This is a genomic window from uncultured Gemella sp., from assembly GCF_963519265.1.
Classification (GTDB): Bacteria; Bacillota; Bacilli; order Staphylococcales; family Gemellaceae; genus Gemella.
Window position 1 is genome coordinate 1 of sequence record NZ_CAUQNQ010000034.1, and the last position, 15,280, is coordinate 15,280.

Consider the following 15,280-nt stretch of genomic DNA (forward strand, 5'->3'; position numbering starts at 1 on the left):
TAAAAGCTTTTTAGATATCTAATAAACTGTGCGAGGGTGACTCGACAAAATCGATTTCTTTGAAATCACGATTTTTGAGTCACTCCCTAATAAAGTTCTATAGTCTTTTTTACTGAGAACAGTTGGGGGTTAAAATGATAATTTTAAGAATATTGTATCTTCTTATGTTTTAAGTATTAATCTCATAAATTTAGTGATATAATATTAGTAGTAGGGGGGAGAAATATGAATATTAAGAAGGAAGATGTCATATTATTTTTTAGACAAAATGTTAAATCTATAGTTTTGGCGTTTCTTTGTAGTTTTGTTGTAATAATTGGTGGTTTGTTTTATTTTAATCAAAGTAAGACAGAAGATTATAGTGATGTTAGTTTTTCTAATACCAGTAGTGAGTCGATAAATAAGGATGAAAAAACTGAAGAAAAACACGATGAAAAGATTTTTGTTGATGTCAAAGGTTCGGTAAAACATCCTGGTGTTTTCGAGACTACAAAAGATAAAAGGGTGAAAGATTTAATAGAAGAAGCTGGTGGACTTTTGGATGATGCTGATACTTCTACTTTGAACTTGAGTCAAAAGGTAAAAGATCAGATGGTTATTTATGTCCTTAAACATGGTGAAAAACCGAAACAAATGACTGATGGTGGCAGCACCGGTTCATCTAGTGGGGATGTGATTAATATAAATACAGCAAGTAAAGAACAACTTATGAAAATTTCAGGAGTTGGGAAAACAAAAGCTGAGGCAATAATTGCACATAGAGAAAAAAATGGGGATTTTAAAAAGAAAGAAGATATTACAAAAGTACGAGGCATAGGAAAATCTACTTTTGAGAAAATTAAAGATAAAATAGAGGTATAGTTATGCAGAGAATTAGTTGGGATGAGTACTTTATGGCTCAAAGCCACCTATTATCACTTAGATCGACTTGCAGTAGATTATCTGTTGGAGCGACGATAGTTAAAGACAAACGAATAGTTTCAGGTGGTTATAATGGTTCGATCAAAGGTGACGAACATTGTATAGATGTTGGTTGTAAAGTAGTAGAAGGTCATTGTGTAAGAACAATTCACGCTGAGATAAATGCTATTTTACAATGTTCTAAGTTCGGTGTTGGAACTGAAGGTGCAACTATTTATGTTACACATTTTCCATGTTTGAATTGTACAAAATCTATAATTCAAGCAGGGATAAAGGAAATTTGCTATGCAAATGATTATAGAAATAATGAATATGCTCGAGAGTTATTAGAAAAATCAGGTGTTGTCGTAAGAAAAGTAGATTACGATGTAAACAATGTAGTAGAAAGGTTACTAAATAAAAAGTAATGATTTATTTACAATTTTCTTTACTAGCATTAGGGGCGATATTATTAAACTTTAATGTAATAATATCTATGCTATGTATTGTTATTTTTCTACTGATAACTTGGAAAAATAAAAATCTTAATGCTAGGAAAACTATTATTTGTGTAATAGTCTTCTTAGTATTTTTTATTCGGGGAGCATATGAACAAAAGAATAACATTACTCATTTAGGTAATGTTGAAAATAGAAATTTAGAACTAGTAGTTTCTGATAGATTTGATGTTAATGGAGCCTATGTGTCTTCTATTGGTTACCTTTCGGATGAGAAGGTATTAGTAAGTTATATTGTAAAAAGTGAAGATGAAAAGAAATTTTTCAAAGAAAAATTTTGGGGTGGAAAACTATTAGTAAGTGCTAATATAGAAGATATTTCAGAAAAGACTAATTTTTATTCATTTGATTATAAAAAATATAATGAGAATAGGGGAATCTTTAAAAGGCTAACTATTAACGAAATTCATGATGTTAAAAATATAGATTCAATGTATTTTAAATTTTTAACACTTAGAAATAAATTAAGTTTACAAATTAATAGAGAACTTTCTTTTGATAAAAGTGGTTATTTTCAAGCTTTAATTTTTGGAGACAAAAGTTATTTGTTAAAAGATGATGTGAACTCTTTTAAAAATTTAGGAACAAGTCATTTATTAGCAATCTCAGGGTTACATATAGGTGTACTCATTTCTCTAATTTATTTTATTTTGTTGAAATTTAGGATAAGTGTTGATTATATAGAGAAAATTATCTTAATTATAATTCCATTGTATATGTTGCTTAGCGGAGCTAGTGCATCAGTTCTCAGGGCAGGTTTTATGATTGTATTTTACATACTGTTACGAAGGAAAAATATAGATAAACTTGGAAGTTTGTTGCTTACTTTTCTAATATTAATAATGTATAATCCATTTTATATTTTTAATATAGGTTTTCAATTATCATTTTTAATTACATTCTGTCTATTGATGTCTGGAACTTATATAAAAAATTCTAGAAACAAAGTTCATGGAGCGTTCAGAATTAGTGTTATTTCTACACTAGGTAGTATTCCTATTTTATTGTATAATTTTTATACTATAACTTATATTTCTGTATTTAGTAATATTATCTTAGTACCAATTTTTAGTATTGTGATTTTTCCATTAGTAATTTTTAGTTATCTTGTATTCCTAATAAATGCCCAGGTGTTTAATATTATTTGTAGACCAATATTAAATATTATTTTCAATATATTTGATAAAATTCAGGAGCTGTTTCTAATTGCTCAGCCCATTCGCATAGGTAAGTTAAATATATTTTTTATAATTGCTATATTTATTGTTGTTTTAACTATATTGATAAACTTGAATAAATTTAAATATATGAATGCTATTTATGGAATTCTGGGAATAATTTTAATTTGTATAGGAGCTACATATATATCTAAAACATATATTGAAGATATAAAAATAGGGAAAGAGAGTGTTTTATATATTAGAGAAAATAAGAATAATCTATTGATAAATACATCTAATAATATTCAAAATTTTTATACAGATTACAGAAAAAAAGACAAGGATTATGATATAATAAATCAGTACGATTTGCTTTTGGATTATGAAGGAAAAAATAAATTTGAGTATTTGCTTTTAACTTCTGAGAAAAAGAATAAAAGTGGTTATTCTATAGATCTTCTAGCAAGAGATGTAGTAGGAAAAGTTATTGTAATAGATAGTTTAGAAAATAAATTATCAGAAGTAAAAAATATGGCACAGTATAAAAAAATAGATTATATTGTCCTTAAAGAGAATACAGAGATGAAATTTGGAAAGAGTTCTATTTATTATTATAATAAAAAAGTTAGAGTAAAGAATAAGAATTCTGAATTTGAAGTTGAGGTAGATAATTAATGAAAAATGTCTATGTAATATATGGTGAAAATTTTGAAGCCATTAATGATTATGAAAAAAATATAGCAAAAAAGTATTTGAAAGAACTTGATGAGTTTAACTATATAAAAATAAATATGCATGAAAATACATTGGAGTCTTTAGTGTATGAATGTAGAAGTAGTGGTTTATTTGGGAATGAAAAAGTAGTAGTTGCAGAAAATTGTAATTTTCTACTTGCTAAACCTAAGAAGATTAAAGTAGAACACAATGTGGATACATTAATAAGTTATTTGGATAATATTAGTGAAGAAGTCGTATTGATTCTAAAGAGTTCAGAAAAGATTGACAGTAGAAAAAAACTTATAAAAAAAATTAAAGAAGTAGGAGAAGTTAAGGAGTTTTCTAATTTTAATGAAAAGGAAATAGCTAGCTATATAGTGAAAACTGTTGCTGATGCTAATTTGAAAATTTCAAAAGATGACGCAGAATTTCTTGTGAATTATACACGATTAGATTTTGCTAATATAAAAAAAGAATTAGAAAAACTACTTCTTTATTGTGATGAGAAGAAAGTAATTACTAGAGAAGACATCGAATTACTAGCGACAAGAAGTTTAGAATACGATGTGTTCAGTTTAACTAACGAATTATTCGGGAAAAATTATTTGAAATTAAGAGTAGTCTATAATTCGTTGGTATTAAAAAAAGAAGAACCAATCTTCTTGTTATCGTTAATAAGTGGTCAGTTAAGAATGTACTATAAGGTTAAAGTGCTTTTAAATGAACACTATTCACAAAAGGATATAGCTAAAGAATTAGGAGTACATCCATATAGAGTACAACTAGCGGCACAAGGTATTAGAAATTATAGTGTAGACAAAATTATGAAGACATTAATTTTAGCTGCTGATTATGATAAGTTATTGAAATCTTCGTATATGGATAAATATTTGATATTAGATTTGTTTATTAATAAATTAATCGAGGAGCTAAAATAGCATTTGTTTTTGTAATTCTATACTAATTATACTAAAATAAGAATAATTATGTTGCAGAGGAGATTTTGGTGGATAATAAAAAAAATATAATACATGTTGGAGCTTTGTTATTTATATTAAATGGTATTACCTATGTAGTAGGTGAATTTATTGCAGCTCTAGGAACTGGTTTTCCTTTGGGGAAAGTATATTCAAAGCACTTTATTAGTTCATTAGGAGTCTATCAGCATCTAGTAGTTGACGGGGTTCCAAATGGATTTTCAAGATTAGCTATTCTTATGAATATTGATTTTATAGCAACGGGAGTTGGTTTTTTCATTGCATATTACTTACTAGTATTTGAAAAACTAAAAATAAGAAGGTTTGGTTTTCTGTTTATAATAACTCCGTTAGTCTTTGCTATTGGAAGTGTCTTGGTGGGATTATATCAAGGTGGTGTTCCTAGTGAAGATGGACTCCATGGTTTAGGTGCGAGATTATCGTTTTTAGGTGGGAATTTTACCGCTTTATTAAGTGGAGTAGCATTATTTAAAGAAAATAAAAAATACGGTGTTGTTTCTATATTGTTAGGGATTATAGGTTTAGTTAGTGCAGGATTTATGAATAATGCAATTAATAATAGTCTTTCAGAAGTTGTAGCTATTTATGAAAGAATGACTGTTTATCCAATAACAATATGGCAATTAATAACGGGTATTGTGTTTTTAAAGAAGAGGTATTAAGTAAAAGATTATTTGAATCAGATTCAAATAATCTTTTTATTTCAAATAATTAGAAAGCCTTAATCAAAAAATATTCAGAAAAAAACAAAAAATTCAGATAAATCAGTTTATTATATGTAAACATAATGTTATAATAGTAATGTTGAAAAGAAATTAATAAAATGAGGTATTATTTAATGAAGAAAATTGAAACTAAATTAGCTCAATTAGGAAATAGAAAAGACAAAGCAACGGGTGCGATTGTAACACCGATATATTTATCTACAGCATATGCTCATCCTGGACTAGGTGAGAGTACAGGTTATGATTACACAAGAACGAAAAATCCTACTCGTACAATTTTAGAAGAGGGATTATGTGAACTTGAAGAAGGGTGTCGTGCGATAGCAACGAGTTCAGGTATGAGTGCAATCCAATTAGTCTTTGAATTATTTGAATTAAATAGTGAATTTCTTGTTTCTAGAGATTTATATGGTGGAAGTTTTAGATATTTTGATGAACTTGAACGTAAAGGTGCACAGAAATTCATCTATTTCACTGACGAGGAAGATCTTGAAGTAAAAATTACAGAAAATACTAAAGCTGTATTTATAGAAACACCAACTAATCCATTAATGCAAGAAGTTGACATAGAAAAAGTTGCGAAAATTTCTAAAGAAAAGAATGCATTATTGATTGTTGATAATACTTTATTAACGCCGTTAAGACAAAAGCCATTAACTATGGGTGCTGATATTGTTGTTCACTCAGCTACAAAATATTTAACAGGTCATAACGATATTTTAGCTGGAGCAGTAATTACAAATGATGAACAAATTGGAGAGAGATTAGCATGGATTTCTAATACTACAGGTGCGGTGTTGTCTGCGTTTGATAGTTGGTTATTCGTTAGAAGTTTAAAAACTTTACCATTAAGATTTAATCAGCAAGAAAAAAATGCAATGAAATTAGCAGAAGAGTTGGAAAAGAATCCAAATGTTAAAGAAGTTCTATATCCGAAAAAAGGAGCTATGTTAAGTTTTAAACTTCATGATGCTTCTAAAATTGATAAATTTTTACGTTCGTTAAAAGTAGCAACTTTCGCTGAAAGTTTAGGAGGAGTAGAAACATTAGTTACTTATCCTACAACACAAACACATTTCGATATTCCAGAAGAGTTACGTCTTTCTTATGGTCTTACACCAGATTTATTAAGGATATCTGTAGGTGTTGAAGATATTGAAGATTTACTAGAAGATTTTGCACAAGCTTTAGAAGTATAGAGGACAGAAACAATGAGTAGAGTAGAAGAATTTGTAAATAAGTATTACGTTGAAAGAAGAAATACAAATAGTTTAAAATGGGATGCTTTAGAGGAGAGATTTGGAGATAAAGATCTTCTTGCTATGTGGGTAGCTGATATGGAATTTAAAACACCAGATAGTATAAGAAAAGCATTAATTGAGCGTGTTAACCATGGGGTTTTCGGTTATACTAAGTTACCTGAAAGTTATTATGATCAATATAAAAAATGGCACAAACAAAAATATGATATCAATGTAGAAAAACAATGGATAAGATTTGCTCCTGGTATTGTTCAAGCAATTTTGTGGGTAATTCATGCATACACGAAAAAAGACGATTCAGTTATAATTATGCCACCTGTATATTATCCATTTGCTAATTCTATTAGAAATAGTGGTAGAAAACTAGTTGAATCGCCGTTACTTGAGGAAAATGGTGAGTTTATAATAGATTTTGCTACATTCGAAAAAGAGATTCGTGATAACAATGTAAGATTATATATTCACTGTTCACCTCATAATCCAGTAGGTAGAGTTTGGACATTAGAAGAACAAAAACGTGTTTTTGAAATTTGTGAAAAATATGATGTTCTAGTATTATCTGATGAAATTCATCAAGACTTCACATATGAGAATCATAAACAAATTTCAGCGTTAGCGTTAGAAGATGGAAAGTATAATCATCGGCTTATTGTAGCTAACTCAGGTTCAAAAACATTCAATCTTGCATCATTAGTTCATGCAACTATATTAATTCCTGATGATGCTGTAAGAAAAGTCTTTGATGCGTATAAAAAAGAGAACTTAGAAGCGGAACCAAGTCTATTAGGACAAATTGCTTTAGAAGCAGGATATAGAGAAGGTCATGAATGGCTTGAGGGATTGAAGGAAACCGTACAGTATAATTACAATCTACTTCGTGAAACTCTAGCAGAAAAAGTACCTGAAATTAAAGTTTATCCACTAGAAGGAACGTATTTAGCATTTGTTAATTTAGAGAAAGTTCTAAATGGGAAAACAACAAAAGAATTCATACAAGATGAGTGTGGTTTAGCGATTGATTTTGGCCACTGGTTTGGTAAAGGTTACAACAAGTATATTAGGATAAATCTAGCGACTAGTCCAGATAATGTAAAAGAGGCTATTGATAGAATTATTAAAAATTGTAACTAGTAGAATAAAAAAAGAAGGAAGAGCTTAGAGAGGATTTCTAGGTTCTTCCTTTTATTCCAATAAAAAACTACTCAGAAGTCTGAGTAGTTAATAAAATTATTTAGCTAGGTTTGATTTATATCTAGCAGCTGCGTTTTTGTGGATTAAGTTAGTTTTAGCAGCTTTATCGATTTTTTTGTAAGCAAGGTTTACTAACTCTGCAGCGTTAGCAGCACCTTCAGATTTAGCTACTTTAGCTTTTTTAATAGCTGTACGCATTTCAGATTTTTTAGCTGTGTTAGCAGCATTAGTTTTAGCATCTTTTCTTACGCTTAATACTGATGATTTAATGTTTGGCATTCGATTCACCTCCTGGTCCTTATTTTTATTACTAAGAAATATTAATTAATATTCTTAATTACAATGAATTAAGTGTTGTTAGATACAACTACCTCATTTTATCATATTAAAATTGTAAATGCAAGGTATTTTTAGAATTTTTTTGGTAATACTTTATTTTTTATATTTTTTTTAGATTTTTGTTGACTAATAGCTATAATATGTGTTAGTATATATGACGTTGATATTTAATTTTACATAGGTAAGGTTATTTGTCTTCTGACTTTATTATAATAAAAGATGTTTGAGAGATCCATCTATAAAAAAAACCTGAAGTACTGGTTTCTCAAATCAGTACTTCTTTCTTTTCTCTTGAACAAGATAAGGAGATATAAATGAGAAATAATACAGTTAAAGTATTAACTATTCAAGCATTAATAGCAGCTATCTATGTTGTTTTAACAGTTGCTATCGCGCCATTTTCATACGGTGCTATTCAATTACGTATAAGTGAGTCTTTATCACAATTAGTGGTATTTAGTAAAAAATATTGGTTCCCTATAACTTTAGGTGTTGCAATAGCAAATATTTTTAGTCCACTTGGTATAGTAGATGTGTTCTTTGGAACATTAGGAACAGGTTTAGCGTTAGCTATCAGTGTTTTTGTATTCAAATTTGTGAAAAATAGAATCGCCAGACACATCCTTAATATTGTTATCTACTTAGTGGTTTGTATGCCAATTATTGCATATGAAATTGCTATTTTTAGTGGTGAAAACTCTGCAAGAGTACCATTCGAATTTGAAGCATTTACAGCAATTTATGGATCACTTTTATTATCACAAGTTGTTGTAATGGTAATCGGTATTGTTATTACAGAAGCCTTAAATAAAGCTATTAATCTTAAAAAAGTATTTGAATAATATTCATAAAAAATCGTTAAGAAATTTCCTTAGCGATTTTTTTATTTTAGTATTGACTCTAACGTAACGTGATAGTGTATAATAAATTTATCACTAGTGAAATATTATAAGGTATAGAGGAATTAATATGAGAATAAATGAAGTCGCAAAGCTTACAGGAGTGAGTGCAAGAACACTGCAATATTATGATGAAATAGGATTATTAATTCCAGAAAAGTTAAATAATGGGTATAGAGATTATTCAGATGAGAATTTAGATAAACTTCAAAAGATTCTATTTTATAGATTTCTAAAGTTTAAGTTAAATGATATAAAAGAATTACTTGATGGAGATATTGATAGTTTAAAAATACTTGAACAGCAACGTGAATTAATTTTAAAAGAAAAAGAGAAGTTTGAAATAATTCTTTATAATATAGAAAAAACAATAAAAACACATAAAGGAGAACAAACGATGACTGTAGAAGAAAAATTTAATGGATTTAAAAAAGAGGACTTAAATAAGTATGAAGATCAAGCTATAGAAAAATATGGAAAAGAAACAATCGAAGAATCGAAAAAAAGACAGAGTGATAAAGAAGATATTGTTGCTGAGAAATTTAATAGTGTTTTTCGTTCAATGGTTGAATATAAACAAGATGGATTAAATATAGAAGAAAAAGAAGTTCAATCTAAAGTAGAAGATTTATATAACTATATGAATAAGTATGCATTTGATTGTAGTATTGAAGTATTCTCGTATATAGGAAAGGGATATTCTCAAAATCCAGAATTTAAGAATAATATAGATAAATTTGGAGAAGGGATAGCTGAGTATATTTCTAAAGCTATAGAAATATTTTGTAATGATAGATTAAATAAATAATATTGTAAAAACTATTTTAAAAAGAGTTTGAATTTTTTTAAAAAAACTATTGACAAATGAAAATTTATATATTAGAATAATTAAGTCAGTTGAAAATGTACCGTAGACAGTAGGGGGAGAAATCCTTAATTAACCTACCGAGGACAAAATTCGAAAAGAAACTTATGTGCCTTTTTGTATGTTCTCGCATGCAAGAAGGTTTTTTAATGGTACTGAAATTGATAAATCTACTTAGGAGGAAGTTCAATGTCAAAAGCTATTGAGAGAAAACAAGAGTTAGTAAATCAAATCGCAGAAGAAATTAAAGCAAGTTCTTCAGTTGTTATTGCTGACTACCGTGGATTAAACGTTGCGGAAGTAACAGAATTACGTAACAACATGCGTAACGAAGGTTTAACTTTTAAAGTTTATAAAAACTCATTAGTTCGTCGTGCGATGGAGCAAGCAGGAATTGAAGGATTAGACGAAGTTCTAACTGGACCAAATGCTTTTGCTTTCTCAACAGACGATGCTGTAGCTCCTGCTAGAGTTTTAAACGATTTCGCTAAAGAACACGAAAACTTAGAACTAAAAGCTGGTGTTATAGAAGGAAAAGTTGCAGATCAAGCTGAAATTAAAGCTATCGCTACATTACCAAGTCGCGAAGGATTACTTTCAATGTTACTATCTGTATTAACAGCGCCAATGCGCAATACTGCTTTAGCTGTTAAAGCTGTTGCAGACCAAAAAGCTGAACAAGAAGCTTAATAAATAAAAAATATATTAAAATACATAATTTAAAAATCGGAGGAAATTTATAATGACTAAAGAACAAATTTTAGACGCTATCAAAGAAATGTCAGTTTTAGAATTAAACGACTTAGTAAAAGCAATTGAAGAAGAATTCGGAGTAACTGCTGCTGCACCTGTAGCTGTAGTTGGTGGAGCTGCTGCTGGAGCTGCTGAAGAAAAAACTGAATTTGACGTAGTTTTAGCTAACGCTGGAGACTCAAAAATTAAAGTAATCAAAGTTGTTCGTGAAATCACTGGAGACGGACTAAAAGAAGCTAAAGAAAAAGTTGATGGTGCGCCAGCAACACTTAAAGAAGGAGTTTCTAAAGAAGAAGCTGAAGAAATCAAAGCTAAATTAGAAGAAGTTGGAGCAACTGTAGAAGTTAAATAATTTCTATTCTAAGTAGATAAAAAGATAGATGTAAATAAACAATAATATTCTATTTGAGAATATTTGATACGATGATAATAACAAAAATAGTATATCTCAAGTGTCTAGCTATGGGATATACTATTTTCTTTCATTTTAAGAGGTGTCTTTATTATGGAACATTATTATACAAATAATCCGACGACGGAAAGTCGTGAAAAAATTATCAACTCAACAATAGCGAATGAGAATTTGAAATTTTATACAGATAATGGAGTATTTTCTAAAGAGAGTGTAGATTTCGGGACTAAAACAATGTTAGAAAGTTTCACTACAGTTAAAGAAAATGCTAAGGTTGCGGATATTGGATGCGGCTATGGAGTTATATCTATATTCCTAGCGAAAAAATACCCGACATTTAAGTTTACTATGGTAGATGTGAACAATAGAGTATTAGAATTATCTAAAAAAAATATTGAACTTAATAAAATAGAAAATGAAGTAGAAGTACTAGAAAGTAGTTCCTTTGACAATGTTGAAGGAAACTTTGATATAGTTTTAACAAACCCACCTATAAGAGCAGGGAAAAAAATTGTACATAAAATAATGACAGATGGTTATGAACATCTTAATGCTCAAGGTGAGCTTTGGGTGGTTATACAAAAAAAACAAGGAATGGCTAGTTGTAAAAAATTATTAGAAGATACATTTTCAAGGGTAGAAGTAGTAACGAAAAATAAAGGTTACTATATCTTGAAAGCCGTAAAATAATTGACAACTTGCTATGACTATGATAAAATGATATATTGCAAGTAATTCTATTTTCTTTTAGATAGAATTGCCAAAATTATATAAGTAAGTAAGAGAAAATGTATATATTTTCTTTTTAGTTTTTAAGAGAAAAGCTGAGAGGTGACACAGTTGCAAAAAGTTAAATTTGGTAAGCACAGACAAAGACGTAGCTATGCTAGAATATCAGAGGTAATTGATTTACCGGACTTAATTGAAATTCAAACATTATCTTATGATAAATTTTTAGAAACTGGTCTAAAAGATGTTTTTAAAGATGTATCACCAATAGAAGGTAATAATGATAAATTAAGTTTAGAATTTATCGACTATAAATTAGGAACTCCTAAATATGATGTCGATGAATCTAAAGAACGTGACGCTACATATTCAGCACCTTTAAGAGTGCGCGTACGTTTAATTAATAAAGAACGTGACGAAATTAAAGAACAAGAAGTATTTATGGGTGAATTACCGTTGATGACTGAAACTGGAACGTTTATCATCAATGGTGCAGAACGTGTAATTGTATCTCAATTAGTACGTTCGCCTTCTGTATATTTTACAGAAGATGACAAACTTAAAGTAAAAAATATTCCAAATGCCTATAAAACAACTGTTATTCCTAACAGAGGAGCTTGGTTGGAATTTGAAAAAGATATTAAAGGATTAGTTTATGCTCGTATTGACAGAACTAGAAAAATTCCTTTAACAACGCTTATAAGAGCGTTAGGTTTTGAATCTGACGAATCTATTATTAAATTATTCGGAGAAGATACAGAGCTATTAAACACATTAGAAAAAGATGAAAACCTAGATACAGGAACTGCGTTAAAAGTAATTTATGATAAATTACGTCCTGGAGAACCAGCTAACGTAGAAACTGCAAAAGCAACTTTACACGGTAGATTCTTCGATCCAAGAAGATATGACCTTGCTAAAGTAGGACGTTACAAATTAAATAACAAACTTCACGTTGGTGAACGTCTAGAAAACCAAATTCTAGTTGAACCAATCGTTGATACAGAAACAGGAGAAATTTTAGTAGAAAAAGGTACTAAATTAACACGTGAAATCATTGATGGAATTTATGAAGAATTAGGAACTACAGCTAACGTAGTTGAATTCGATATGAATGAAAGTCTTGATGGAAGCGATAGCCTAAAATTACAATTATTCAAAATTGTAAATCAAGTTAAAGTAGGTAATGATTTCGATATCGATGAATTAACTGATAATCAAGTATTACACGTAATTGGTAATGGAGCACCTAATAAAGATGTTCTAACATTAACAATTGCTGATATCGTAGCAAGTATTAACTACTACTTATTATTAATTAGAACTCGTAGAAATAACGACGGATTTGAATTTGAATTAATTGGACGTGTAGATGATATCGACCACCTTGGTAACCGTCGTCTACGTTGTATCGGTGAATTATTACAAAACCAAATTCGTGTAGGTATTTCTCGTATGGAACGTGTTGTGCGTGAACGTATGAGTATTCAAGATACAAATGAAATTACGCCACAACAACTAATTAACGTAAGACCAGTTACAGCAATTATCAAAGAATTCTTTGGAAGTTCTCAACTTTCACAATTCATGGACCAAGTAAACCCATTAAGTGAGCTTACTCACAAACGTCGTTTATCAGCACTTGGACCTGGTGGTTTAACAAGAGAACGCGCTGGAATGGAAGTACGTGACGTTCACTACTCACACTATGGTCGTATGTGTCCGATTGAAACACCAGAGGGGCCAAACATTGGTCTTATCAACTCACTTTCATCATTTGCTCGCATAAATGAATTTGGATTCATTATGACTCCATATAGAAAAGTTGAATTTGATGTAGAAGGTCGTCCATACGTAACTGAAAACGTACAATATTTAACAGCTGATCAAGAAGATAAATACGTAGTAGCACAATCAACTGCTAATGTTGATGAAAAAGGATACTTCGTAGATGAAGAAGTAGTATGTCGTTTCAGAGGAGATAACACAGTTAAACCTCGTGAAATGATGAACTTCATGGATGTATCACCTAAACAGGTAGTCTCTGCTGCCACTGCATGTATTCCGTTCTTAGAGAATGACGACTCTAACCGTGCCCTAATGGGAGCGAACATGCAACGTCAAGCAGTACCATTAATGATTACTGAAGCACCATTCGTTGGTACAGGTATGGAGCACCTAGCAGCACGTGACTCAGGAGCTGCGGTTATCGCTAAATACCCAGGTATCGTTGAATACGTAGATGGAGCGAAAATTAAAGTACGTCGTATTGAAACTCTAGAAAGTAAAGAAATTAAAGGTGACTTAGATACTTACGTAATTCACAAATTTGTACGTTCTAACCACTCTACAGCTTATAACCAAAAACCAATCGTTAAAGTTGGTGATAGAGTAGAGCCTAAAGATATCCTTGCAGATGGACCATCTATGGATAAAGGAGAATTAGCTTTAGGTAAAAACCTTGTAGTAGCATTCGTAAACTGGGATGGATATAACTATGAGGATGCTGTTATTATGAGCGAACGTCTTGTAAAAGATGATGTTTATACTTCTATTCACGTAGAAGAGTATGAAACAGATGCTCGTGATACAAAACTTGGGCCAGAAGAAATTACTCGTGAGATTCCAAACGTAGGTGAAAATGCACTTAGAAACTTAGATGCACGAGGAATCATTCGTATTGGTGCTGAAGTTAAAGATGGAGATATCTTAGTAGGTAAAGTTACACCGAAAGGATTAACTGAACAAACTCCAGAAGAAAAATTATTATATGCTATCTTTGGAGCTAAATCTAAAGAAGTACGTGATACTTCATTACGTGTACCGCATGGTGCTGATGGAGTAGTTGCTGATGTTAAAATCTTTAAACGTGAAGATGGTGCAGAATTACCTAACGGTGTAAATGAACTTGTACGTGTATTTATCGTCCAAAAACGTAAAATCCGTGTAGGGGATAAAATGGCCGGTCGTCACGGTAACAAAGGGGTTATCTCAAATATCTTACCAGAAGAAGATATGCCTTACCTACCAGATGGTACACCAGTTGACGTAATGTTAAACCCGCTAGGGGTTCCATCTCGTATGAACATTGGACAAGTGTTAGAGCTACACTTAGGTATGGCTGCTAAACAACTAGGAATCCACGTAGCTACACCAGTATTCGATGGTGCTAGTGATGAAGATGTATGGTCTACAGTTGCTGAAGCTGGAATGGCTAAAGATGCTAAGACAGTTCTTTATGATGGACGTACAGGTGAACCATTCGACAGCCGTGTATCTGTAGGGGTAATGTACATGATTAAACTTGCACACATGGTTGATGATAAACTTCACGCTCGTTCAATTGGACCATACTCATTAGTAACTCAACAACCACTTGGAGGTAAAGCTCAATTTGGTGGACAAAGATTTGGTGAGATGGAGGTATGGGCACTTGAAGCTTACGGTGCTGCATATACTCTTCAAGAGATCTTAACATACAAATCAGATGATACTAATGGTCGTGTTAAAACATATGAAGCTATCGTTAAAGGTGAAAATATTCCACGTCCAGGAGTTCCTGAATCATTCAGAGTACTTATGAAAGAACTTCAAGCACTAGGTATGGACTTCAGAGTAATGGATAATGAAGATAACGAAGTAGATATGGGTGATATCGATTTAGGAGATACAATTGATTTCCATGATGGACACAACCATGATCACGATGAAGAAAATTCAGAAGAAGCAACAGAAAAAGCTGCAGCTTCAAATGAAGATGCTGAAGAAGGATATCAAAGTTTAGCTAACTTAATTTTATCTGATACAGATGA

Annotated in this window: 14 protein-coding genes and 1 other annotated feature; of the genes, 13 read left to right on the forward strand and 1 reads right to left on the reverse strand. The window is 30.6% G+C overall.

What is annotated here, in order from left to right:
* Window positions 1-225 precede the first annotated feature (225 nt).
* The 7 genes from RWN11_RS04880 (at window position 226) to RWN11_RS04910 (ending at window position 7,411) form a co-directional block, all read left to right on the forward strand.
* Window positions 226-861 carry a helix-hairpin-helix domain-containing protein gene (locus RWN11_RS04880; RefSeq protein WP_314160662.1) on the forward strand — a complete coding sequence of 212 codons (636 nt, stop codon included), beginning with the start codon at window positions 226-228 and terminating at the stop codon, window positions 859-861.
* A 2-nt stretch (window positions 862-863) separates the two neighbouring features.
* Entirely contained in the window at window positions 864-1,328 is a 465-nt protein-coding gene (locus RWN11_RS04885; protein ID WP_314160663.1) for a ComE operon protein 2, read from the forward strand.
* Window positions 1,328-3,253, forward strand: a complete 1,926-nt coding sequence (locus RWN11_RS04890; RefSeq protein ID WP_314160664.1) for a ComEC/Rec2 family competence protein — start codon at window positions 1,328-1,330, stop codon at window positions 3,251-3,253. The genes RWN11_RS04885 and RWN11_RS04890 overlap by 1 nt, the downstream gene beginning before the upstream one ends.
* Entirely contained in the window at window positions 3,253-4,233 is a 981-nt protein-coding gene (gene holA, locus RWN11_RS04895; protein ID WP_314160665.1) for a DNA polymerase III subunit delta, read from the forward strand. Before RWN11_RS04890 ends, holA begins: the two co-directional genes overlap by 1 nt.
* A 68-nt stretch (window positions 4,234-4,301) precedes the next feature.
* The gene (locus RWN11_RS04900) at window positions 4,302-4,955 is read left to right on the forward strand and encodes a DUF998 domain-containing protein (protein WP_314160666.1); all 654 of its coding nucleotides are present in this window, start codon (window positions 4,302-4,304) and stop codon (window positions 4,953-4,955) included.
* Between the two features lie 176 nt (window positions 4,956-5,131).
* The gene (locus tag RWN11_RS04905; RefSeq protein WP_314160667.1) at window positions 5,132-6,217 is read left to right on the forward strand and encodes an aminotransferase class I/II-fold pyridoxal phosphate-dependent enzyme; all 1,086 of its coding nucleotides are present in this window, start codon (window positions 5,132-5,134) and stop codon (window positions 6,215-6,217) included.
* A 12-nt stretch (window positions 6,218-6,229) separates the two neighbouring features.
* Window positions 6,230-7,411, forward strand: coding sequence for a MalY/PatB family protein (locus RWN11_RS04910; protein WP_314160668.1), 1,182 nt, complete (start codon window positions 6,230-6,232; stop codon window positions 7,409-7,411).
* A gap of 96 nt (window positions 7,412-7,507) precedes the next feature.
* On the opposite strand, the gene rpsT is transcribed toward RWN11_RS04910, so the two are convergent.
* Window positions 7,508-7,750, reverse strand: coding sequence for a 30S ribosomal protein S20 (rpsT, locus tag RWN11_RS04915; protein ID WP_003145397.1), 243 nt, complete (start codon window positions 7,748-7,750; stop codon window positions 7,508-7,510).
* 374 nt (window positions 7,751-8,124) lie between these two features.
* Between rpsT and RWN11_RS04920 the strand changes: the two genes are divergently transcribed.
* The 6 genes from RWN11_RS04920 to rpoB all read left to right on the forward strand — a co-directional run.
* Window positions 8,125-8,652 carry a QueT transporter family protein gene (locus RWN11_RS04920; protein ID WP_314160669.1) on the forward strand — a complete coding sequence of 176 codons (528 nt, stop codon included), beginning with the start codon at window positions 8,125-8,127 and terminating at the stop codon, window positions 8,650-8,652.
* A 127-nt stretch (window positions 8,653-8,779) separates the two neighbouring features.
* Entirely contained in the window at window positions 8,780-9,517 is a 738-nt protein-coding gene (locus RWN11_RS04925) for a MerR family transcriptional regulator (protein ID WP_314160670.1), read from the forward strand.
* 82 nt (window positions 9,518-9,599) lie between these two features.
* Window positions 9,600-9,731 (forward strand) — a sequence feature (ribosomal protein L10 leader region).
* A gap of 32 nt (window positions 9,732-9,763) precedes the next feature.
* Complete coding sequence (rplJ, locus tag RWN11_RS04930; protein WP_003146331.1) at window positions 9,764-10,264, forward strand: 50S ribosomal protein L10; 501 nt, start codon at window positions 9,764-9,766, stop codon at window positions 10,262-10,264.
* A 52-nt stretch (window positions 10,265-10,316) separates the two neighbouring features.
* Entirely contained in the window at window positions 10,317-10,679 is a 363-nt protein-coding gene (gene rplL, locus RWN11_RS04935; RefSeq protein WP_003146330.1) for a 50S ribosomal protein L7/L12, read from the forward strand.
* A gap of 153 nt (window positions 10,680-10,832) precedes the next feature.
* Window positions 10,833-11,429: a class I SAM-dependent methyltransferase gene (locus RWN11_RS04940; protein WP_314160671.1), complete on the forward strand. Its 597-nt coding sequence runs from the start codon at window positions 10,833-10,835 to the stop codon at window positions 11,427-11,429.
* 150 nt (window positions 11,430-11,579) lie between these two features.
* On the forward strand, window positions 11,580-15,280 hold a 3,701-nt coding region (gene rpoB, locus RWN11_RS04945), incomplete at its 3' end, for a DNA-directed RNA polymerase subunit beta (protein WP_314160672.1).

Bases quoted from the DNA above. Each gene is read 5' to 3' on its own strand.
- holA (WP_314160665.1), top strand. From the start codon at position 3,253: ATGAAAAATGTCTATGTAATATATGGTGAAAATTTTGAAGCCATTAAT.
- RWN11_RS04940 (WP_314160671.1), top strand. From the start codon at position 10,833: ATGGAACATTATTATACAAATAATCCGACGACGGAAAGTCGTGAAAAA.
- RWN11_RS04920 (WP_314160669.1), top strand. From the start codon at position 8,125: ATGAGAAATAATACAGTTAAAGTATTAACTATTCAAGCATTAATAGCA.
- RWN11_RS04910 (WP_314160668.1), top strand. From the start codon at position 6,230: ATGAGTAGAGTAGAAGAATTTGTAAATAAGTATTACGTTGAAAGAAGA.
- rplJ (WP_003146331.1), top strand. From the start codon at position 9,764: ATGTCAAAAGCTATTGAGAGAAAACAAGAGTTAGTAAATCAAATCGCA.
- rpsT (WP_003145397.1), bottom strand. From the start codon at position 7,750: ATGCCAAACATTAAATCATCAGTATTAAGCGTAAGAAAAGATGCTAAA.
- RWN11_RS04925 (WP_314160670.1), top strand. From the start codon at position 8,780: ATGAGAATAAATGAAGTCGCAAAGCTTACAGGAGTGAGTGCAAGAACA.
- RWN11_RS04890 (WP_314160664.1), top strand. From the start codon at position 1,328: ATGATTTATTTACAATTTTCTTTACTAGCATTAGGGGCGATATTATTA.
- RWN11_RS04885 (WP_314160663.1), top strand. From the start codon at position 864: ATGCAGAGAATTAGTTGGGATGAGTACTTTATGGCTCAAAGCCACCTA.
- rplL (WP_003146330.1), top strand. From the start codon at position 10,317: ATGACTAAAGAACAAATTTTAGACGCTATCAAAGAAATGTCAGTTTTA.
- RWN11_RS04880 (WP_314160662.1), top strand. From the start codon at position 226: ATGAATATTAAGAAGGAAGATGTCATATTATTTTTTAGACAAAATGTT.
- RWN11_RS04905 (WP_314160667.1), top strand. From the start codon at position 5,132: ATGAAGAAAATTGAAACTAAATTAGCTCAATTAGGAAATAGAAAAGAC.